General features: G+C 67.8%; 18 protein-coding genes and 1 pseudogene. 4 read left to right on the top strand and 15 right to left on the bottom strand.

Features of this window, described 5'->3' with window-relative positions:
* Nucleotide 1 precedes the first annotated feature (1 nt).
* Nucleotides 2–682 (bottom strand): TonB C-terminal domain-containing protein, encoded by a 681-nt coding sequence (locus tag QP512_RS11100; RefSeq protein WP_286068562.1) that lies wholly within the window; start codon nucleotides 680–682, stop codon nucleotides 2–4.
* Nucleotides 683–1,179: 497 nt separating this feature from the next.
* A pseudogene (locus QP512_RS11105) lies at nucleotides 1,180–1,383 on the bottom strand (Lrp/AsnC ligand binding domain-containing protein); the annotation flags it as partial.
* 74 nt (nucleotides 1,384–1,457) lie between these two features.
* On the opposite strand from QP512_RS11105, the gene QP512_RS11110 reads away from it, so the two are divergent.
* Together QP512_RS11110 and QP512_RS11115 are read left to right on the top strand one after the other, a co-directional pair.
* Nucleotides 1,458–2,189: an AzlC family ABC transporter permease gene (locus tag QP512_RS11110; protein ID WP_286068564.1), complete on the top strand. Its 732-nt coding sequence runs from the start codon at nucleotides 1,458–1,460 to the stop codon at nucleotides 2,187–2,189.
* Nucleotides 2,186–2,500: an AzlD family protein gene (locus QP512_RS11115; RefSeq protein WP_069138383.1), complete on the top strand. Its 315-nt coding sequence runs from the start codon at nucleotides 2,186–2,188 to the stop codon at nucleotides 2,498–2,500. The genes QP512_RS11110 and QP512_RS11115 overlap by 4 nt, the downstream gene beginning before the upstream one ends.
* Before the next feature lie 52 nt (nucleotides 2,501–2,552).
* On the opposite strand, the gene glgX is transcribed toward QP512_RS11115, so the two are convergent.
* From glgX to glgA, 7 genes are read right to left on the bottom strand one after another with little or no spacing between them, the layout of a single operon-like run.
* Nucleotides 2,553–4,673 (bottom strand): glycogen debranching protein GlgX, encoded by a 2,121-nt coding sequence (gene glgX / locus QP512_RS11120; protein WP_286068565.1) that lies wholly within the window; start codon nucleotides 4,671–4,673, stop codon nucleotides 2,553–2,555.
* Nucleotides 4,660–4,830 (bottom strand): DUF2934 domain-containing protein, encoded by a 171-nt coding sequence (locus QP512_RS11125; RefSeq protein WP_080352942.1) that lies wholly within the window; start codon nucleotides 4,828–4,830, stop codon nucleotides 4,660–4,662. Before QP512_RS11125 ends, glgX begins: the two co-directional genes overlap by 14 nt.
* Nucleotides 4,799–7,372, bottom strand: coding sequence for a malto-oligosyltrehalose synthase (treY, locus tag QP512_RS11130; protein ID WP_286068566.1), 2,574 nt, complete (start codon nucleotides 7,370–7,372; stop codon nucleotides 4,799–4,801). The genes QP512_RS11125 and treY overlap by 32 nt, the downstream gene beginning before the upstream one ends.
* On the bottom strand, nucleotides 7,369–9,213 hold the full coding sequence (locus QP512_RS11135; protein ID WP_286068567.1) for a 4-alpha-glucanotransferase: 1,845 nt from the start codon (nucleotides 9,211–9,213) through the stop codon (nucleotides 7,369–7,371). Before QP512_RS11135 ends, treY begins: the two co-directional genes overlap by 4 nt.
* Nucleotides 9,210–10,928 carry a malto-oligosyltrehalose trehalohydrolase gene (gene treZ, locus QP512_RS11140; RefSeq protein WP_286068568.1) on the bottom strand — a complete coding sequence of 573 codons (1,719 nt, stop codon included), beginning with the start codon at nucleotides 10,926–10,928 and terminating at the stop codon, nucleotides 9,210–9,212. The genes QP512_RS11135 and treZ overlap by 4 nt, the downstream gene beginning before the upstream one ends.
* Entirely contained in the window at nucleotides 10,925–13,159 is a 2,235-nt protein-coding gene (locus QP512_RS11145; protein ID WP_286068569.1) for a 1,4-alpha-glucan branching enzyme, read from the bottom strand. Before QP512_RS11145 ends, treZ begins: the two co-directional genes overlap by 4 nt.
* On the bottom strand, nucleotides 13,156–14,682 hold the full coding sequence (gene glgA, locus QP512_RS11150; RefSeq protein ID WP_286068571.1) for a glycogen synthase GlgA: 1,527 nt from the start codon (nucleotides 14,680–14,682) through the stop codon (nucleotides 13,156–13,158). Before glgA ends, QP512_RS11145 begins: the two co-directional genes overlap by 4 nt.
* A 411-nt stretch (nucleotides 14,683–15,093) precedes the next feature.
* Between glgA and QP512_RS11155 the strand changes: the two genes are divergently transcribed.
* Both QP512_RS11155 and QP512_RS11160 read left to right on the top strand, forming a co-directional pair.
* Entirely contained in the window at nucleotides 15,094–15,483 is a 390-nt protein-coding gene (locus QP512_RS11155) for a PAS domain-containing protein (protein ID WP_286068573.1), read from the top strand.
* Nucleotides 15,480–17,009 (top strand): sulfite reductase flavoprotein subunit alpha, encoded by a 1,530-nt coding sequence (locus QP512_RS11160; RefSeq protein WP_286068574.1) that lies wholly within the window; start codon nucleotides 15,480–15,482, stop codon nucleotides 17,007–17,009. The genes QP512_RS11155 and QP512_RS11160 overlap by 4 nt, the downstream gene beginning before the upstream one ends.
* Before the next feature lie 92 nt (nucleotides 17,010–17,101).
* On the opposite strand, the gene QP512_RS11165 is transcribed toward QP512_RS11160, so the two are convergent.
* From QP512_RS11165 to QP512_RS11190, 6 genes are all read right to left on the bottom strand, one after another.
* On the bottom strand, nucleotides 17,102–17,770 hold the full coding sequence (locus QP512_RS11165) for an ATP-binding cassette domain-containing protein (RefSeq protein ID WP_286068576.1): 669 nt from the start codon (nucleotides 17,768–17,770) through the stop codon (nucleotides 17,102–17,104).
* Entirely contained in the window at nucleotides 17,760–18,443 is a 684-nt protein-coding gene (gene modB / locus QP512_RS11170; RefSeq protein ID WP_286068577.1) for a molybdate ABC transporter permease subunit, read from the bottom strand. Before modB ends, QP512_RS11165 begins: the two co-directional genes overlap by 11 nt.
* A 3-nt stretch (nucleotides 18,444–18,446) precedes the next feature.
* Nucleotides 18,447–19,190 (bottom strand): molybdate ABC transporter substrate-binding protein, encoded by a 744-nt coding sequence (gene modA, locus QP512_RS11175; RefSeq protein WP_286068578.1) that lies wholly within the window; start codon nucleotides 19,188–19,190, stop codon nucleotides 18,447–18,449.
* Between the two features lie 23 nt (nucleotides 19,191–19,213).
* Complete coding sequence (locus QP512_RS11180) at nucleotides 19,214–19,990, bottom strand: helix-turn-helix domain-containing protein (protein WP_286068580.1); 777 nt, start codon at nucleotides 19,988–19,990, stop codon at nucleotides 19,214–19,216.
* 68 nt (nucleotides 19,991–20,058) lie between these two features.
* Nucleotides 20,059–20,424 (bottom strand): hypothetical protein, encoded by a 366-nt coding sequence (locus QP512_RS11185; protein ID WP_197592920.1) that lies wholly within the window; start codon nucleotides 20,422–20,424, stop codon nucleotides 20,059–20,061.
* A complete protein-coding gene (locus QP512_RS11190; RefSeq protein WP_286068583.1) occupies nucleotides 20,421–20,963 on the bottom strand; it encodes a molybdenum cofactor guanylyltransferase in 543 nt (180 codons plus the stop codon). Before QP512_RS11190 ends, QP512_RS11185 begins: the two co-directional genes overlap by 4 nt.
* Nucleotides 20,964–20,971: the final 8 nt, after the last annotated feature.

Here is a 20,971-nt window from a genome sequence, read left to right on the forward strand (position 1 = left end):
GTCATGGAAGGGGGGCGCGCCGGCCACAGTCGTGGTCGGCGCCGGAAGGGCGGATCTGCAGCGTCACCGGCTGCGGCAGCGCGGCGGCATCGGCTGCCACCGTCAGCGCCTGCAGCGCCTGCAGCAGGCGTGCATCGCGACGGGCATTGCCACTGCCGGAAAGCAGTTCGGGGGAATGCACCTGGCCGTCACTACCAACGCTGAAACGCAGGGTCGCGGCATAGCGACCTGGAGCCAGCTCGGGATCGTTACAGAACGCAGCCCGCAGGCGTTGCTGCAGGCCACCGTAGCGACGGCGCCGCTCGGCATCGGGAAGTTCCGGGCCAACGCCGGGTTTGGCCGTGGAGGACGTGCTCCGACGCAGCACCACCCGCTGGTCGCCGATTACCTCGGCCTTGATGCCGGAATCCTGCAACAGAACCTGCAAGGCCGGCAGCGGCGCAAGGCTTTCGCGAAGCGCGTGACTGTTGCGGCCCGCGGCAAGCTCGCCCGGGTACATCACCGACCAGCCACTGATGACGCTGAAGCGCTCGATCGCCTGTTCCAGCGGCTGCGCGGGGATGTCGTAGGCATGGACACCGTCCTGGGCTGCCGCGGCAAAGGCCAGCAGCAGCCATCCAGCGATGGCCAGCCTCCACGTTCTGATCGCATGGTGTCCATTCAGCCCCCTGACGTCGAACACATGACCCTCGGCAGCGACAGCAGCTGCAAGCGGATCAAACCGTACCGGGAGCACATGTCATTGCGATGACTGCCGCGCACTGCCAACGGACGGGCCAGGTTCGCTGGAGCCAGTCACGAATCAGGAGTCAACGAATCGAACAGACATGTTCATCTGCTCCTGGGGTGAGAGCCCGTTGCGCAGCCACGGGATCCGGCCCCGTGCCGACCCCACCGTGTCGACCAAGGTCGACACCCACCAAGAACAACGCATGCCGTTCCGGCAGATCGCGGGAAGCTGAAAGGCGGCGTGGCGGTATGGCCAGGCAGGACCGTTGGCGCCATGGATGGCGCCATCGAGCCCCCAAGGACGGGTTTACGGCGTGTCCTGCCTGACCATACCGCCCCGCCGCCCCAGGCAGTATCGCCGTTGCTGTTGCTGTCGCTCCTGAAGGTTGCCGGCCAGCGGCCGGCACTACCCGCGGGCGCCGGGTGCAACCCGGCCGCAAACCCCATTCCTCAAAGCGGCAGCTGGGTCGTCTGCTTGATCCGCTGCATCGGAATCTCGGTCTTGGTGTTCTGCACCCCGGCAATCCGGTTCAGGTGCTGCATCTGGAACTGCCGGTAGGCATCAAGATCGGCCACCGCCACCCGCAGCAGGAAATCGCAGACACCAGCCATCAGATGGCATTCAAGCACTTCCGGGAAAGACTTGATGCTGTTGAATGGCATCAACGCAACCCGATTTCGCGATCGGAGCGCTAGCGTGGGCCATCCCCACCTCGTTGTGCCGTTCCATGGACGCCCGTACCACCCTCCCCCTGCCCGACACCTGCGATACCGCGCCACGTGCCGAATTCCTGCGCGGCCTGCGCGCCGCCGTGCCCGTGATGATCGGCTTCATTCCCTTCGCCCTGGTGCTTGGCGCCCAGGCCGCCCAGAAAGGCCTGAGCGCACTGGAAGTGCCACTGATGACCGGCCTCAACTTCGCTGGCGGCTCGGAGTTCGCCGCCGTCGAACTGTGGACCTCGCCACCGCACATTGCACTGATCGTGGCCATCACCGCGCTGGTCAACAGCCGTCACCTGCTGATGGGCGCCAGCCTGGCCCCGCTGCTGCAGCACCTGCCGCGCCGCCGCGTGCTGCCGGCCCTGTTCTTCATGTGCGACGAAAGCTGGGCGATGGGCGTGGCCGATGCGCGCCGACGCGCGCTTGGCTTCAGCCTGGCCTACTACCTGGGCGTCTCGGCCGGCCTGTACACGGTCTGGGTAGCCTGTACGGCACTCGGCGCGATCGTTGGCCCGATGCTGGGCGACATCCACGCCTACGGCTTCGACATGGCCTTCCCCGCCGTGTTCCTGGTGCTGCTGCGTGGCATGTGGCAGGGCATGAAGGCCGCACGTCCGTGGCTGGTCAGCCTGGTGGTTGCCGCTGCGACCTACCTGCTGGTGCCAGGTGCGTGGTACGTGGCCAGCGGCGCATTGGCCGGCCTGGCGGCTGCCTGGCTGCTGGCGGAGGACGGCGCATGACCTTCAACGGCCTGATCCACTGGACCTCGGTGCTGACCATCGTGCTGATGGCTGCCGCCACCTACCTGACCCGCATCGTCGGCTTCCTCGCGCTGCGCAACCGCACGTTGAGCAAACGCGCCGTGACCGTGATGGAAGCCGCACCGGGCTGCGTGCTGATCTCGGTGATCGCCCCGGACTTCGTCGCCGACAAGCCGGCCGACCTGGCCGCACTGGCGATCACCCTGCTGGCCGCCACGCGGCTGTCGATGCTGCCGACGGTGCTGATCGGCGTGGTCTCGGCGGGTGTGCTGCGCTATCTGATGGGGTAGCTACCGGTACGCCGGGCAACGCCCGGCGCACTGTAGTGGCGCCGCAGTGCAATCACGTGCTGCTGCTTGCCGCCAGCAGGCACAGGCTGCGCGGCTGCAGCGTCCAGGCGCCTTCCCCATCCGGTTCCAGCGACGTTTCCTCTGTCTGCAGGAGTACGCGGCGGAACGACAACGCTTCATCCGATGCGCAGAACCGCTGCGGCTGGTCCCCGGCGTTCAACAGCAGGGCCAGGCTGACATGCCGCCCGGGCTCGCGCAGGCCGCTGTCCGGACTGCGACCGTCCAGCACGATCAGCAGCGCACGCAGTGCCGGGTCATGCCAGTCCGCCTCTTCCATGCTGCGGCCGTCAGGATGCCGCCAGTCGATATCGCGCAGGCCCAGCGCTTCATCGTATTCACCGCGCAGGAACCGGTTCCGGCGCAGCAGGCCATAACGACGGCGCAGCGACAGCGCCCGCCGCACGAACGCCACCTGCGCCTGGGCTGCCGGCTGCGCCGCACGCTCCCAGTCGATCCAGCTCAGTGGATTGTCCTGGCAGTAGGCGTTGTTGTTGCCCTGCTGCGAATGGCCGAACTCATCCCCGGCGAGCAGCATCGGAGTGCCCTGCGCCAGCAGCAGCGTGGCCAGCAGGTTGCGCATCTGCCGCGCACGGATGGAGAGAATCTCCGGATCATCGGTCTCACCCTCCACGCCATGGTTGCTGGAAAGGTTGTGGGAATGGCCATCACGGTTGTCCTCGCCGTTGGCCTCGTTGTGGCGATCGTTGTAGCTGACCAGATCGTGCAGGGTGAATCCATCATGCGCCGTCACCAGATTGATGCTGGCCGACGGCCGCCTGCCGTGGTGTTCGAACAGGTCGGCCGAGCCGGTGAAGCGCGTGGCAAACTCCGCCAGCTGGCCGCCATCGCCGCGCCACAGCGCGCGCACCGTATCGCGGAAGCGGTCGTTCCATTCGGCCCAGCCCGGCGGAAACTGGCCCAGCTGATAGCCGCCCGGGCCGATGTCCCAGGGCTCGGCAATCAGCTTCACCTGGCTCAGGATCGGGTCCTGGCGTACCGCATCGAGGAAGCTGCCCGAAGCGTCGAAGCCATGCCGTTCGCGGCCGAGGATGGTTGCCAGGTCGAAGCGGAACCCATCCACCCGCATCTCGGTCACCCAGTAGCGCAGAGAGTCCATGACCATGCGCAGCGCACCGGCATTGGTCAGGTCGAACGTGTTTCCGGTGCCAGTATCGTTGATGTAGTAGCGGCGATCATCGGCCAGGCGGTAGTAGCTGGCGTTGTCGATGCCCTTGAAGGACAGCGTAGGGCCCAGCTCGTTGCCTTCGGCCGTGTGGTTGTAGACCACGTCCAGGATGACCTCGATGCCCGCGTTGTGCAGGCGCGCGACCATCTGCTTGAACTCGGCCACGGTGCCCAGCGACAGATAGCGTGCCTGCGGCGCGAAGAAGCCGATGGTGTTGTATCCCCAGTAGTTGCGCAGCCCGCGCTCGAGCAGCTGCTGGTCATCCACGTAGGCATGCACTGGCAGCAGCTCGATGGCGGTCACCCCCAGCTGGCTGAGGTGATCGACCACTGCGTCATGACGCAGGGCAGAGAAGGTACCGCGCTCGGCCTGCGGGACGTCGGGATGCTGCATGGTCAGTCCGCGCACGTGGGCTTCGTAGATCACGGTCCGGTCCCAGGGCGTGGCAGGTGCACGCTCGACACCCCAGCTGAAGGCCGGGTCGATCACGGCGCAGCGCGGCATGTAGGCGGCGCTGTCGCGACGGTCGAAGCTGAGGTCACCATCGCGGTGGCCCAGGGTGTAGCCGAACAGGTGTGGGGCCCACTTCAGTTCGCCGACAATCTGCTTGGCGTAGGGGTCCAGCAGCAACTTGTTGGGATTGAAGCGATGGCCTTCCTCCGGAGCATAGGGACCATGCACTCGGTAGCCATAGCGCTGGCCGGGCCGCACGTCCGGCAGGTAGCCGTGCCAGATCTCGTTGGTGTACTCGGGCAGCGCGATACGCTCGACTTCACGGTTGCGCGCGTCGAACAGGCAGAGTTCCACCCGGGTGGCATGCCGCGAGTACAGCGCGAAGTTCACGCCCAACCCGTCCCAGGTCGCCCCCAGCGGGAATGGCCGGCCTTCGCGCACCCGTGAGGTCTGCGTCCACTTACGGCTCGCCATCGGTGCCCTCCTCCCCGCGCGCAGCAGCAATCTCGGCTTCCACCAGGCGCTCGGCCATGTGCCAATGCCGCTGCTGCTGGTCGTCCGGCCGCCCTTCCGCTTCCCATATCTGATGGGCCAATGCCTCAATCCTCTGCCGTCGTTCCCTGCTGTCCATTCCTGTCCGTCTCCTCGTTGATCCATACCGCCAACGGGCTGCCAGCCAGAAGCCGTGCCGCGTCCTCGGTTGCCTTGAATTGTTCGATGCGCCCGTCCAGCAGGTTGCGCATGGGTCCTGTCGGCAGCCCGTGCAGCGTCACCCCAGCGCCGACGTCGTATGCTGCGCGCAGGCCGGGCCCAGGCACGGCGGTGGGCGAGCCACGCCGCACGATCACCAGCAGCACCTGCGCCTGATGCCTGCGCGCGAATGCCAGCCAGGGCGAACACGCCGGTGCAGACAGCGGCTGCAGTTGGCCGTGCAGGAACAGCTGCGGGTGCCTGCGGCGGCACTCCAGCAAGCGCCTGAGCAGAAATGCCTTGATGCCACCGTCCCGCCAGTCCTCCAGCAGGGCGGGCCAACCGCGCGTATCGCGCAGCCACGCCTGCCGCACTGGATAGTCCACGGCACGCCGGTTGTCCGGGTCCACCAGGCTCAGGTCCCAGCCTTCTCCGCCCTGGTAGAGGTCGGGCACGCCGGGCAGGCAGTGCTGCAGGCACAGCTGTGCCAGGCCGTTGCAGGCGCCCGCCGGCGCAATGCGCGCCACGAACGTCGCCAGCGCCTCCCGCACCGGCTGCAATGGCGCTCCATCCAGCAGCGCGTGCAGCCACTGCGCGGCGGCCTCCTCCACCGCCACGTCAGGATCGGACCAGCTGCTGACCCGTTTGCCCTCGCGCAACGCCTTGGTCAGCCATTGCACCATCCTCGATGCGAAGTCGGCGTCCGGGTTACCGTGCATCGGCCACGCGGCCACGAGCGCCTGCCATAGCGCATAGGCCTCGGCACCCGGCAACGGCATCGGCGCGCCAGCGCGGGTCGACATCCGGCTCCAGCGCCGCACCGCGTCCCGCCACTCGACCGTGCAGGTGCTGAGAACCGCAAGACGCGCCCGGCTGTCGGCTCCGCGCTTGTGATCGTGGGTTGCCAGCGCAAGCAATGCCCGCGGATGGCGCTGCAGGCGTCCCACTGCGTGTTCCAGCAGCTCGCGCCCCTCCATGCCCAGCCGCTGCGGATCACTTCCGACTTCGTTGCGCGACAGCAGCCTGAAGTAACGATAGAAGCCTGTGTCTTCCACCGACTTGGCATTCAACGGCGCGGCCAATTGCCCGAATCTCACCCGCAGCGCGCGCTCGGCCTCCGCCTCGCCGGGAAGTGCCCGCAGCAGCAGATCCAGTGCCGCGCGTGCCGTGCCGTCCAGTGCCTCGCGTGCTGCCACGGCAGCGTCCACCAAGGCCTTCCGTTCACCCGCATCCTGCAGCGAATAGGGGCGGTAGGTACGGTAGTGCCGCAGCAGCGCGGCCAATGCACGGGCCAGCGCAGCGGCTCCGATATCGGCCTCGGCCAGTCGGGGCTGCAGGACCCGCTGCGCGCTGCGCAATAGTCGCTGGAAGTCGGCGTGAAGCGATGTGCGCAGCAGCATGCCGCGGGCATCCTGCTGCACCTTGTCAAAAGCGCGCGCGTCGCCACTCGCCGCTTGCCAGGCGCGGGAGAGCGCGGGCGCAGCCGACGGATCATGCAGCCACGCGCCAACCTGGTCCATGAAGTCATAGCCCGTCGTGCCGTCGCAGACCCAGCCATCGGGCAGCTGTTCGTCCTCCGCCAGTATCTTCTCCACATGCAGGCTGACGGCCTGCGGGTCACGACCGCCGGCCGCGCAGGCCGCGTCGAGCGACGCCCGCAGGTGTTGCAGATAGGCACCGGGTGACGACAGGCCATCCACGTGGTCGATGCGCAGGCCGTCCACCCATCCCTCGCGTACCAGCCGCAGCGGCAGCGCATGCACTGCCTCGAACACATCCTCGCGCTCCACCCGCAGCGCGGCCAGTTCGTTGATATCGAAAAAGCGCCGGTAGTTCACCTGATCGCCCGCCGTGCGCCACCAGGCCAGCCGGTAGTGCTGTCGCTGCAGCAGCGTGTGCAACCGTTCGACGCTGCGGTTGCAGCGTTCCGCCCATGCCGGCCACTGCGCGGGTGCCAGCGGATGGCCGCGCGGAGACAGCGGCAATGCCAGCCCGTGATGACGCAGCGTCGGCCGCTCATCATCCACTGCCACGCGCAACACGCCATCACGCACGGCGTCGTGCAACGGCCGGTCCAGTACAGGCAGCCAGAGCCGGCCCTCGCAGCCCGGCGCCTCCCACTCGATGTCAAACCATGCTGCGTGCGGGCTTCGAGGCCCGTGCATCAGCACGTCGTTCCACCAGGGCGTCCGCGTGGATGCCGCAAGATGGTTGGGTACGATATCCAGGATCAGTCCCAGGCCATGCGCGCGCGCCGCAGTCGCCAGTCGCTGGAAGGCTTCTTCGCCGCCCAGTTCCGGGTTGATGCGGGCCGGGTGGATGCCATCATAGCCATGCGTGGACCCGGGCATCGCAGCGCTGATCGGCGAAAGGTAAAGGTGGCTGACGCCCAGCACGGCGTAGTACGGCAGCTGGGCAGCGGCAGCCTCGAAGTTGAAGCCTGCATGCAGCTGCAGGCGTGCGGTGGCACGCAACCGGGTCATCGTCCCGCCTTGCGTCGCGTGGCGCTGAATCGGGCAATACGCGCGTCGGCCGCGTCCGTATCCCACGCAAGCGGCAAGCGTCGGCGCCAGTTCGGGTGACCGTTGACGGTACCCGGCAGGTTCACCTGCGCGCGGCTGCCCAGCGCATCTTCCAGCGGCAGCAGCGCCAACCGTGAAGGTGCGTGCGCCACCAGTGACAGCGCACGCGCTTCCAGCGTCGCGCCCTCGCCCCGGGCGACTGCGGCCAGCGCCTGTACCTCGCTGGCACGCGCGTGCAGCGCCGCGGGAAGCCCCGTCAGCTCACCCAGGCGTGCACGCCAGCGCAGGTCGCGCCCGCGCAGCCAGCCTGCCAGCGGCGGCAGATCATGGGTGGAGGGCATGGCCACCGCATCGCGGCGCCACCGTGGCGCCGGCAGGAAGCGCTCACCGCTGCGGGCGAACGGGAGCACCTCAAGCCCCAGCACGCCACGGGCTGCCAGTCGCTGGCGGATACCCGGAGGAACCACGCCCAGGTCTTCGCCAATCAGCACGCAGCGATGGCGCCACGATTCCAGCACCAGCAGGTTGATCAGATCATCGAACGGATAGCGCAGGTACACCCCCTCCCCTGCGCCCGCGCCACGAGGCAGCACCCACAGCCGCTGCAGGCCCAGGATGTGGTCGATGCGCAATCCGCCGCGACCCGCCATCACGGCGCGCAACACGCGGATGAACGGTTCAAACCCCTCGCGCAGCAACGCAGAGGGTGACCAGCTGGTGATCCCCCAGGCCTGGCCCAGCGGATTGAACGCATCCGGCGGCGCGCCCAGCTCGAGGCCCTGCAGCAGGCGATCGCCGCCGGTCCGGGCCTCGACGCCCTGCGGTGCGCAACCCACTGCCAGATCCGCGATCAGTCCGATCGACGCGCCGTCGTCGCGCAGTCCCGCCTGCACCTGCGTCCAGCCTTGCCGCGCCAACCACTGGGCAAACGCATGGTCGTCGGCGCTTCCAGTGAATCGGTCGGCGGCGTGCTGGCAATACTGCAGCAGGGGTCCGCCCTGCGCATCGCACCACGTCTGCATCTGTTCGTACTGTGCCGGCGCCTGCTGCCGCAGCCATTGGCGCACTTGGCGCAGCCAGCGCCACTTCACCGCCGCCGAGTGCGGCCAGTCGATGCGGCGTGCTGCGGTAGCCGCTTCAACGGCCATCGCCAGTGCTTCGTCCTCGCGCAACACGCTGCTGGCGACCTCCGGCAAAACCTGCGGCAGCGACACCTGCAGCGGGTCGAGCCAGCGGCGGTCGCTGGGCGAGTACGGACTGTAGCCCGGGCGCGGTGGCAGGCCGGCGTGCAGCGGACTCAACGCCAGTGCATCGCCGCCGTAACGGTGCAGCAGCTCGCGCCACCGCGCACAGCCGGCGCTGTCACCGATGCCGGCATCACCGGGCGCGCGCAGGCTGTAGACCTGCGCCGACAGACCCCAACCGCGCAGCATGCCCTGCGGCCACCAGGCACGCTGCGGTGCCACCGCAACCGCCTGTTGCTGACCGCCCTGCCGCCACTGCCAGTAGCCTGGCTGATCCGGAACCCGCCAGCGCCCTTGCGCGTCCTCACGTGCAGGCAACGCTGCGCCCTGCTCATCCACCCAGCACGCCGCGCCCGTTGCCTCAGGCATGGCCAGGAGCTGACCACAGCAGGCAGTGAGCAACGGGCGGGACACCGGCGTACCGTCGCACGCGAGCTCCGACAGCACGGCGCGCAGCACGTCGGGCGCAACCTCGCGCTCTGCTCCGGCCACGTCGCTCCAGCGGACCAGCAGGCCCGCACGGCGAGCCACCTCCCGCAGGGCCGCATCCGTATTCATGCGGCGATCCAGCGCGCAAGCGCACCGCCGCCCGACGGCAGCATCGCGGCCGCATCCGGCCCCACGACGCACTCGCCGGCCGGCATCGCGTGGGCCACCGGCGACGGACCCACATTGATCGCGATCCACCACTGGCCCGTTGGCAACTGCCAGCCCGCCTGCACCGCGCCCTGGCCCAGCACGCGCGCGCCCAGCGACCGCGCCTGCAGCAGGCCGGGCTGCAGATAGCGCCTGCGCAGGGCGAGGAACTCACCCGTGCAGCGAAGCCAGTGCTGCGACCAGGGATCATCGCCGGGTGGCAGCGTGTACGAGGCCTGCAGGGTCGCCGGGTCGTTCGGGTCCGGAATGCGCGCGCGCGAGGCGGGATCGGCAAAGGCGCTGAAACCCGCGAATTCGCGGCGACGTCCCTCGCGCACGGCCTCGTCCAGCGGTGGCGCGTAGTCGGTGAAGAACAGGAATGGCGATTGCGCCTGCCACGGTTCGCCCATGAACATCAGGGGGACCATCGGCGTCAGCAGGGTCAGGGCCAGCGCCGCGCGCAGCGGCGCAGGATCGGTCAGCATCGACAGGCGCTCACCGAAGGCGCGGTTGCCCACCTGGTCGTGGTTCTGCGCGAATACCACAAAACGCGCGGGCGACAGGTCGACGCTGGGCTCGCCACGGGGATGGCCGTGCAGGTCCGGCTCGCCCTGCCAGGCGAATCCTTCGGACAGGCAGCGCGCCAGGAGTGTTTCGGCGCGCCCGGCATAGGCCGCGTAATAACCTTCCTGCTCGCCGGTCAGCATCACATGCAGCGCGTTGTGGAAGTCGTCGTTCCACTGCCCCTGATAGGCGCCCCGCAGCCAACGCGCCTGGTTGCGTTCGTTCTCCAGAACCAGGTGCGCCCGCGGCACCGCAGCGCGTACCTCATCGGCCAGCTGCTGCAGGAATCGGTCATCGTCAATGGCGTGCACCGCATCCAGGCGCAGGCCGTCGAAGCCGTAATCGCGCAACCACATCAACGCATTGTCGACGAAGAAGCGCCGCACCCATGGCTGGCGGAAGTCGATGGCCTCGCCCCAAGGGGTGGTGCGGTCGTCACGAAAGAACCCCCGTGCATAGTCGCGCAGACGGTTCCCCTGCGGCCCGAAGTGGTTGTAGACCACATCCAGCAGCACCGAGAGCCCTGCATCGTGCGCCGCGTCGACAAAGGCCTTCAGCGCGGACGGACCGCCATAGGCCTGCGCGGGTGCATACGCGAACACGCCGTCGTAGCCCCAATTGCGGCCACCGGGAAACTGCGCGACCGGCATCAGTTCAATGGCGGTGATGCCCAGGGCCGCCAGCATCGGCAGCTGCGCGGTCAACGCCGCGAAGCCGCCGCCGGCCTCGATGTGCACTTCATAGATCACCAGGTCCTGCCAGGTATGCCCCTGCCACGTGGGCTGTGCTCCATCCGTGCCAAGCACGACCGCGCTGTCACCAACGACGCCGTCCGGTTGCCAGCGCGAGGCCGGGTCGGGCACGTCCTGGCCGGACGGCAGGCGGAACCGGTAGCGGTCACCATGCGACGCCTGTGTCTGCAGCCAATGGCAGCCGTCCGGGTCGCGGTGCATCGGCCGCAGCACGCCCTCCAGGCGCAGCGCCATGGTGTCTGCGTCCGGTGCCCACACACGGAACTCGACACCTTCACCGTCCACCGGCCAAGCGCCCAGGCGCGGAGCCACTGTGGTCATGCGTCAACCTGCAGATACAGCGTGGACAGCGGCGGCAGGGTCAGCCGCAGCGACTGGGCGTGACCATGCATCGGCCTCGGCTCGGCATGCACTGCACCGAGGTTTCCCGCATTGCCGCCACCGTAGTAACCGCTGTCGGTGTTGAGCCGTTCGATCCAACACCCCGGTTGCGGCACGCCGACCCGGTAGCCGTCGCGACGCACCGGAGTGAAGTTGCTCACCACCAGAAGGGTGCGGCCGCTACCAGCAGGATCCCGGCGGATGAACGCGTAGACGCTGTTGCGGCTGTCGTCGGCCACGCTCCAGTCGAAACCGCGTTCGTCGCGTTCGTCGCGATGCAACGCAGGTTCGGAACGCAGCACGGCATTGAGGTCGCCCACCAGGCGTGACAGGCCCTGGCCCTCACTGCTGGCCGCCCGTACCCAGTCCAGTGCCGCATCGTGCGACCACTCCTGTGCCTGGCCGAACTCGCCGCCCATGAACAGCAGTTTGCTGCCCGGGTGCGCCCACATGAAACCGTAGTACGCCCGGAGCTGGGCCAGCCGCTGCGCCGGCTCGCCCGCCATCTTGGCCAGCAGCGCTCCCTTGCCGTGCACCACCTCGTCATGCGAAAGCGGAAGCACGAACCGTTCGGAGAAGGCGTAGACCAGGCCGAAGCTGATCTCACTATGGTGATGCTGGCGATGAACCGGATCGCGCCCCAGGTACTGCAGGGTGTCGTGCATCCAGCCCATGTTCCATTTGTGGGTGAAACCAAGCCCGCCCTGCTCCACCGGCGCGGTCACCCCCGGCCATGCAGTGGATTCCTCGGCGATCACCAGCACGTCCGGGAAGCGCTCCCTCAGTGTCCGGTTCATCCGCCGTAGAAAAGCGACCGCCTGCAGGTTCTCGCGCCCACCCTGCTCGTTGGGTATCCACTGGCCCTCGGCACGGCTGTAATCCCGGTACAGCATCGACGCCACGGCATCCACGCGCAGACCGTCGATGTGGAACCGCTCCACCCACTCCAACGCACTGCCGATCAGGTAGGCGGCCACTTCGTTGCGGCCATAGTTGTAGATCAGCGTGTCCCAGTCGGCATGCACCCCTTCGCGCGGGTCGGCATGCTCGTACAGCGCGGTGCCATCGAACCCGGCCAGGCCATGCGCATCGTTCGGGAAGTGCGCGCTCACCCAGTCCACGATCACCCCCACGCCGGCCTGATGACAGCGGTCCACGAAGCGTGCGAAGGCCTGTGGCGTGCCATGGCGCGCCGTCGGCGCGTAGATCCCGAGTGGCTGATAGCCCCAGGAACCACCAAAGGGATGCTCGCTGACCGGCAGCAGCTCGATGTGGGTGAAGCCAAGCCCTACCACGTACGGAATCAACCGGTCGGCCAAGGTATCCCAGTCCAGCGGCGAACCATCGTCGCTGCGCTGCCAAGAGCCCGCATGCACTTCGTAGATGGACAGCGGCGTGCAGGTTCCCGCCTGCCGCCGGGCCGCCAGCCATGCATCATCGTGCCACTGCATCGGCTCGGCCAGGGGCACCCGCGAGGCGGTGGCCGGTGGCCGCTCGGCCCAGCGCGCCATCGGGTCGAACTTGTCGGGCATCACCCGGCCGTCGGCGCCGACAATGCGGAACTTGTAATGGGCACCGGCCTGCACGCCAGGCAGGAACAGCTCCCACACCCCGGCGGTGTGGCGCAGCCGCATCGGATGGCGCCGGCCATCCCACCCGTTGAAATCGCCGACCACGGCAACCCTCCGTGCGTTGGGGGCCCACACCGCGAAGCGCACCCCGTCGATCCCCTGTACCTGCATCGCTACTGCGCCCAACTGCCGCGCTGCATCAGCATCACCGGCATGGAAATGCTCCAGCAGCGCCTCATCCAGCAGCGGACCGAAGGAATAGGCATCGTGCACCTGCTCCACACCCTGCTCGAAATGCAGGGCGAGCAGCGGTACGGGCGCTTCACCTGCTGCACCTTCGAACAGGCCGGGCAAGGGGCCCGGTTGCAGGTCCCAGCGCCGATCCGGGCCCGCAATCACCTCCACGCGACGCGCGTGGGGCACCAGAACGCGCAGCTGGCGCTGGCCATCGGGCTGTTGGTGCGGCCCGAGCCAGGCAAACGCATCGGCCGGCCGCGCATGGACCAGGTCCTCCAGCGCCGACGCGATGCGCTGATCCAATCCCGTCTCCGGGATCGTTTCATCCTCCAGGGCGGCCAGATGCAGGCTGTCGTGACTCATGCGGCCACCTGGCAGGTCTGCTGGTACAGGGCCAGATAGGCGCGCCCCGCCGCATCCCAACCGCCCGGCCGCAGCATGGCCGCGCGGCGCATGGCCTGCAGCAGGCCGGGCAGGCGGAAGGTGCGCATCGCCCGTTCCACGCAGCGGCGCAGGCCATCGGCATTGGCGCCGTGGAACAGGAATCCGGTCACGCCATCCTCGACGGTATCGACCAGCCCGCCGGTCGCGTGCGCGATCGGCAGGCAGCCGAAGCGCTGCGCGTACATCTGGCTCAACCCACAGGGTTCGAAACGCGAAGGCATCAGCAGGAAATCGGCGCCAGCAAACATCTGGCGGGCCAGCGCCTCTTCGAAGCCGATGAATGCGCCCACCCGTCCGGGGTAGCGCCGGGCCAGCGCCTGCACCTGCGCTTCCACCTGCGGCTCGCCGCCACCGATGATGACCAGCTGGCCGCCGGCCGCCACGATCTGTGGCGCCACGTCGCATGTGATGTCCAGGCCTTTCTGGTGCACCAGGCGGGAGACCACCGCGAACAGCGGGCCGGTCGACGGCGCCAGACCGAACGCCTTGCGCACCGCATGCGCATTGGTGGCGCGCCCGGTCCACTCACCAATGCCGAAGTGGGCCTTGAGATGGATATCGCGGCGCGGGTCCCAGCTGGCGTCGATGCCGTTGACGATGCCACTCAGGTGTCCGCCGGCCGCGCGACGCGCCAACAGATCATGCAGCCCGCAGCCGTCATCCGGGGCGGTGATCTGCTGCGCGTAGCGCAGGCTGACCGTGTTCAGGCGCGTGGCGTTGGTGATCCCGCCCTGCAGGAACGACATCTGCCCGTGGAAGTGCAGTTCATCCAGGTGTTCGGCCGGTACGCCCAGCACAGGTGCAAGCGCGTACGGAAACAACCCCTGGTACGCCAGGTTGTGGATGGTCAGCAGGGTCGGCACGGTGGTCCGGTCCCAACGCACGTAGGCGGCCGCCATGGCCACAGGCCAATCATTCAGGTGCAGAAGCTGCGGCGACCAGTCCAGCCCGGCACGCCCGGCCGCAATCTCCGCCGCTGCGTGTGAGAGCGTGGCGAAGCGAACCGCATTGTCCTTCCACTCCTGGCCCTGCCCATCGACGTAAGGCGAACCTTCGCGCTCGTACAGCTCTGGCGAGAGCAGCACGTAGATCGGTAGGCCGTCTGCCTGCACTGCCATGCCGATCCCGCACGCAGGCAGGCCCGCTCTCGCGCTGACCTGTCCCACCCGCCGCAGCTGTGGCAGGCGCTGCAGTACTTCCGGGTAGCCGGGCAGCAGCACGCGCGAATCACAGGCGCCGCGCACCGCACGCGGCAGGGCTGCGGCCACGTCGCCCAGGCCTCCGGCCTTGATGAAGTCGGCCATCTCGGTCGCGACGAACAACACACGCTGTACCAGTTCCGGCAGCTGCAGTGGTTGCGAGTGGCCACGGCGGGTGCCGATCGGCACGGGCGTGACCGGAGAGATCGCAACGGGTGAAGCGGACTGGGCGGCGCGGGCCATGGGGATGATCTCGGATGCTTCAGGCAGACAGACGCCAGCGGCGCCCGGACGGGCGCTAATGCTGGGAAGGAAGTCGACGCAGGACGTGGGGGACGTCAGCGAGAGGCTCAGGACGACAATAGCCCTGCATGCGATCAATCAACCGTGAAGCCATGGCGATTTCTTTGTGACAAGGCGTCATGAGCTCAGTACACATGACAGGCGCCCGCCTCCTGGCCGTGTCTCCTGCCATGGGGCCGAGCCCATGCCCGGCTGCCGGCAATCCCGCGTGCAACGTGAGCCGAACTGGGTTGATTTCTCAAGAGACTCACCCTGCGACACCCGGTCGCAGGCCAGCGCGCCACCCGCTTGACCAATGTCAAACCGCCCGCTGCCGTGCGGGCGTATCTCTATGCAGGACCCGAAAACGCCATGCAGAACGTCATGGTGATCTCCACCACCGACCTGCAGGGCAACATCACCTACGCCAACGACCTGTTCTGCGCGCTCACCGGCTTCGCCCGCGAAGAGCTGATCGGCCAGCCGCACAGCATCGTGCGCCACCCGGATGTGCCCAAGGCGGTCTACAAGGACATGTGGGACACCATCAAGGCCGGCAAGACCTGGACCGGCATCGTGCCCAACCTCGGCAAGGGCGGTGTGCTCTATGTGGTCGATACCACCGTGCAGCCGCTGTTCGACGCCGACGGCAACATCACCTCGTACATCAGCATCCGCCGCGTGGTGAACGACCTGATGCAGAACTACGACCTGGTCGAGTTCAGCAAGGAAAAGTTCGACGACTTCTACGCGGCCGCGTGAACGCCCTCCCGACCAGTACGCCCGTCAGCCGCCTGCTGGTGGGCTTCGCGTCCGAGTCGGGCAATGCCCGCGCCCTGGCCCAGCGACTGGGCGCGGACCTGCAGCCGCACGGGCCGCAGGTGCTCCCGTTCAACGACATCGACGTGGCCAGTCTCGGCCAAGGCGATGTGCTGCTGGCGATTTCCAGCTCGTTCGGCGATGGCGAACCGCCGGCCAACGGCGAGCGGTTCTTCGAAACACTGCGCCAGACCCCGACGCTGAGCGGCCTGCGCTATGCGGTGTTCGGCCTTGGTGACACCGGCTACCCCAGCTTCTGCGGCTTCACCAAGGCGCTGGATGCTGCGCTGAGCGAGCGCCAGGCGCAGCCACTGCTGCATCGGGTGGACGCCGACCTGGGCTACGAGCAGTTCTTCCAGCAATGGCAGCCGGTGCTCGGCCAGGTGCTGGATGGCGACCTCAACGCTGGCCAAGACCTGCACCTGCAGGTCACCGCCTATGGCGAAGACAATGCCTTTGCCGCCCCCATTCTCGAACGTCGCCGCTTGAACAGCAGCGACCCGGCCGCATGGCATCTGCAGTTGGACATTGCCGGCAGTGGCATGGCCTACCGCGCGGGCGACACCCTGCACGTAGTACCCGAGAACGACCCTGCCCTGCTGCAGGCATTGACCACCTGGTACGGCGACACGGCCGCCGTGGCCGCCCTGCACGACCGCGAGCTGCGCCTGCTGAGCAAGGGCGTGCTTCGCGAACTGGCCAGGCTCGGTGGCAGCGAGCTGCTGAAGGGCCTGCTGAAGGTCAGCCAGAAGCGCGAGCTGGAAGCCTACCTGCACGGCCTGGACCTGCTGGACGTGCTGCAGGACCACGCCACGCCGGACAGCGTGCCGCTGGCCCGACTGCGTGAACTGCTGTCACCGCGGCTGCCGCGCGCCTATTCCATCGCCTCGCACCCGCGCGACGACCAGCTGAGCCTGTGCGTGCGCGAAGTGCGCTACAGCCTGCGCGGCCGCGAGCGCTTCGGTACTGCCACCGGCAGCCTGCTGCATGGCGGCGACCATGCCCGTGTGTACTGCCGCTCCAACCCCGGCTTCCACCTGCCCGATACCGGCGAGGCACCGCTGCTGCTGGTCGGCACCGGTACCGGCATTGCACCGTTGATGGGCCTGATGCAGGAACTGCAGGCCACCGGCTGCGAACGCGAAGTGCACCTGGTGTTCGGCGAGAAGCACCGCCAGCACGACTACCTCTACCGCGAACAACTGCAGGACTGGCACACGCGTGGCGTGCTGGCCGGCCTGCATACCGCGTTCTCGCGCGATGGTGTCGAAAAGGTCTATGTGCAGCACGTGCTGCAGCAGCGCGCCAGCGAGATGCGTGATGTGCTGGCCCGTGGCGGGCACCTTTACCTGTGCGGCAACAAGCGCCACCTGGAAAGCGCGGTGCGCCAGGCCATCGATGCCATCGGCGGCAAAGGCCACTGGGACACGCTACGGGGTGAAGGCCGCATCCACTGCGAGCTGTATTGATCCACTGATCCTGTAGAGCCGAGCCCACGCTCCGCTCCCGTTGGCGGCAACGCGAAAGCAGCCGGGTATGGACTCGGCTCTACAACCGCAGCTCAACCACCGACAATGCGGCCGTCCACCACGCGCGCCACCTGCTGGCCGAACATCGCCACGTCCTGGGGGTCGTGGCTGATCAACAGCAGCGGAATGCCGGTCTTGTCCAGCACCGCCTCCAGCTCCTGGCGAAGGTGCTGGCGCAGGTCGTGGTCCAGCGCGGAGAACGGTTCATCCAGCAGCAGCGCCTGTGGCTGCGTTACCAGCGCACGGGCCAACGCCGTGCGCTGGCGCTGGCCACCGGAGACCTGTGAAGGCAGCAGATCGCCCACTGTGTCAATGCGGAATGCGTGCAGCCACTGCTCCACCGCGTCGAAGCGTTGCCCGGGACGCGGATTGAGCAAGCCCTTGTGCAATCCAAATGCCACGTTCTGGCGCACGCTCAGGTGCGGGAACAACGCGTAGTCCTGGAACACATAGCCCAGCCGCCGACGCTGCGGCGGCAGGTTCACGCCGGTGGCCGCATCGAACAGGGTCTGCCCCTGCAGCCGAACATACCCTTGGCCAGGCCGCAGCAACCCGGCCACCGCCTTCAGGGTCAGGCTCTTGCCGGCACCGGAGGGACCGAACAGCACCACCTGCTGCTGCGTGCACTGCAGCGATACGTCCAACACGAAATCCTGGCCGGCTGCCTGCAGGCGGCGCTGCACCTGCAGGTCAAGCCACATCGCGCAGCTCCCGGCGACGTCCGCCCACCAGCCGCGCAGCCAGCAACAGGATCACGATGCAGACCACCGAGGTGAGGATCACCAGCGCATTGGCCTTCCCATCCTGACCGGCCTGCACCGCCTCGTAGATGGCGATCGACAGCGTCTGCGTTCGACCCGGAATGCTGCCGGCCACCATCAGCGTCGCGCCGAATTCGCCCATCGCGCGCGCAAACGCCAGCAGCAGGCCGGCAAGAATGCCACGCCACGCCAGCGGCAGCGTGACGCGGAAGAACACGGCTGCTTCGGACACGCCAAGCGTGCGCGCGGCCTGCTCGAGCTGCCCGTCCACATTCTCGAACGCGGCGCGTGCCGGCTTGAACACCAACGGAAACGAGGCCACCGCCGCCGCGATCACTGCAGCCTGCCAGGTGAACACCAGGTTGATGCCGAACCACGATTGCAACCATGCCCCGACCGGGCCATTGCGGCCGATCAGTACCAGCAGGTAGTAACCCAGCACCGTCGGCGGCAGCACCATCGGCAGGGTCAGCAGCGAATCGAGCAGCTCGCGGCCGGGAAAGCGGCGACGCGCCAGCAACGCGCCCAATGCTACGCCCAGCACGAGGTTGATCGCGGTGGCCCAGCCGGCCACCTTCAGCGACAACCCCAGCGCGCTCCAGTCCAGATCCATGCCTCAGGGCGTGCCGAACCCGTGTTTGGCCAGGATCGCCTGGCCCTGTGCCGAGCGCACGAAGGCAGTGAAGCGCTTGGCCTCCGCCTGCTGTGGGCTGGCCTTGATCACGGCCAGCGGATAGGCAATGCGCCCAGACACCGGCACCGCAAAGGCGCGACGCACCCGGTCAGGCATCGCCTGCGCATCGGTGGCATAGACGAAGCCGGCATCCACTTCACCGCGCGCCACGTAGTCCAGCGACTGGCGAACATTCTGCGTGGTGATGGCCTTGCTCTGCACCGACGGCCACAGGCCCGCCGCTTCCAGTGCACCTTTGGCATAGCGGCCCACCGGTACGCTGTCCGGGGTGCCCAGTGCGATGCGCTGCACGCCAGCACCGGCCAGCTCCTTCAAGGTGCGCGGCGCGGCCTTGGCGTGCGGCGGCACCACCACCCACAGCGCGTTCACCGCGAACACCTCGCGGGTACCCGCCGCCAGCAGATCCTGCTGCTGGGCCTGGTCCATCGTGGTTTCGTCGGCCGATGCGAATACGTCCACCGGCGCACCACGGCTGATCTGCTGCAGCAGCACACCAGAGGCGGCGAAGTTGAAATCAACCCTGGCGCCCGGGTGTGCCTTCTCATAGGCGGTGCCCAGTTCGCGGAAGCTCTCGGTCAGGCTCGATGCCGCCGACACCGTCAGCTCGGCCGCCCAGGCTGGCACCGTGGCCAGCAGTCCCAGCAACAACAGCCCCGCTCGCATCATGGGTCGGCCCCTCGCTTGCCTGATCAGTCCAGTCCGGATTCCCGGGCCACGGCCATCGCCGCCAGCCGCTCGGGTTGCAGCAACAGCATCTCACGTTGATTGACCGCAATCACACCCTCGTCGCTCAACCGGCGCAGCACCCGGCTCACCGTTTCCGGGGCCATCCGCAGGTAGTTGGCGATCTCGGTACGGGCCATGCTCAGGTTGAAGCAGGTGGCCGAGAATCCGCGCCGGGCATAGCGCTCGGAAAGATCGAGCAGGAACGCCGCCATGCGTTCCTCGGTGCGATGGTTGGCCGCCAGCGTGGCGACCTTGCCGATTTCGGCACTGAGCAGGCTGAACAGCCGCGCCTGCAACCCCGGCATGCGCGTGGCCAGCAGGCTCAATCGCGGAAACGGGATCCGGCACAGGTAGACCGTATCCAGTGCCACCGCATTGCAGGGGAAGCGCGCGCCATGGATGGCGTTGAGCCCGATCACCTCGCCGGGCAGGCTGAACCCCAGTACCTGCTCGTTGCCCTGGCTGTCATCGACGAAGGTCTTTACCATGCCCGCGCGGACCGCTGCGATCGAATCGAACGGATCGCCGGCACGGAACAGGTAGTCACCGGCCTGGAACGGCCCCACGTGGTCAACCAGCACATGCAGCTCGCCCAACGCAGCCTTGTCGTAGCCCTGCGACATGCAGGCGTCCGAGAACGCACAGGTACTGCAGAAGTGCAGCGCGTCGCCGTCATCGGCCGCCGCCGGATTGGGCGTGGCCGGTCGGGACGCAGAGGGAGCGGAGGGGTTCAGGGGCATTGCAGCAACGCAGGAACGAAGGCCTCCATCATACGTCAGCGCGCCACCCGGCCCTGCGCATCATGCGGCTACTCCGGCGCAGGTTCAGCACGTCGCTGAGGGCCACGCTGCCGCATGCTGTCGCGCACGTCCACGTCGAACTGCAGCTGCAGCATGCTGTCGTCATCCAAGGCGATACCGAAGCTCAGCCCATCCCGGCAGGGCAGCCTGCCCGCCAGCGACTCAACGGCTTGGCGAGGCAGTACCAACCGGCAGAACGTCCCGCCATCGAGCAGCACCGCCTGATCGCCGGCATGCAGCGACAGCGCTACGCCCCAGCCGCCGCTGCCGCCGAAGCGGGTCAGGTTCTCGACTGACTCTCCGGCCAGCAAGCGTGCCAGATCTTCCTCATCCACGCGCAGGCGCATCGATTGCTGTTGCAGCTGGACTTTCATGCTGTGATGGATTCCCACTCTGATGGCGTATTGCAGTTGAGCAGCAACGCCTGATCCTCGGGTGCCAATGGCAACCGGGTCACGCCCAGGCGTTCCTGCAGGGCGCGCAGTGAACGTCGCGCCATCGGATCATCAATCAAGTCCCGCAGCACGCGGCGGCAATGATCATCGATCTGCAACCGCATCGGCAACGGTTCATCGTCGAATACCGTGCAGGCGCGCCCTTGATCGGCCTGCAGAAGTAGCAACAGCGCGGGCGTCATCCGCGGCGTATCGACAGGCACCACCCAAGCGGGGCCACCAGTCATCTGCATCGCCACGCTGTAGAGCCCGCCCAGCGGCCCACAACGTGCCACGCGGTCCGGCACGCCGCCAAACGCCGGGTAGTCACCGCTCACCCACACCCGCCCGGCGCCCGCCTGCTTCAACACGCCGCGCATGTGTTCCAGCAGGGTGCGGCCCTGCCAGGGCAGCAGCGCCTTGTCGCGCCCCATCCGGCTGGACAGGCCACCGGCCAGCACGATGCCGTCGATGGTCATCGCAGTAG

This window comes from Stenotrophomonas sp. 57 (genome assembly GCF_030291075.1).
Taxonomy (GTDB): Bacteria; Pseudomonadota; Gammaproteobacteria; order Xanthomonadales; family Xanthomonadaceae; genus Stenotrophomonas.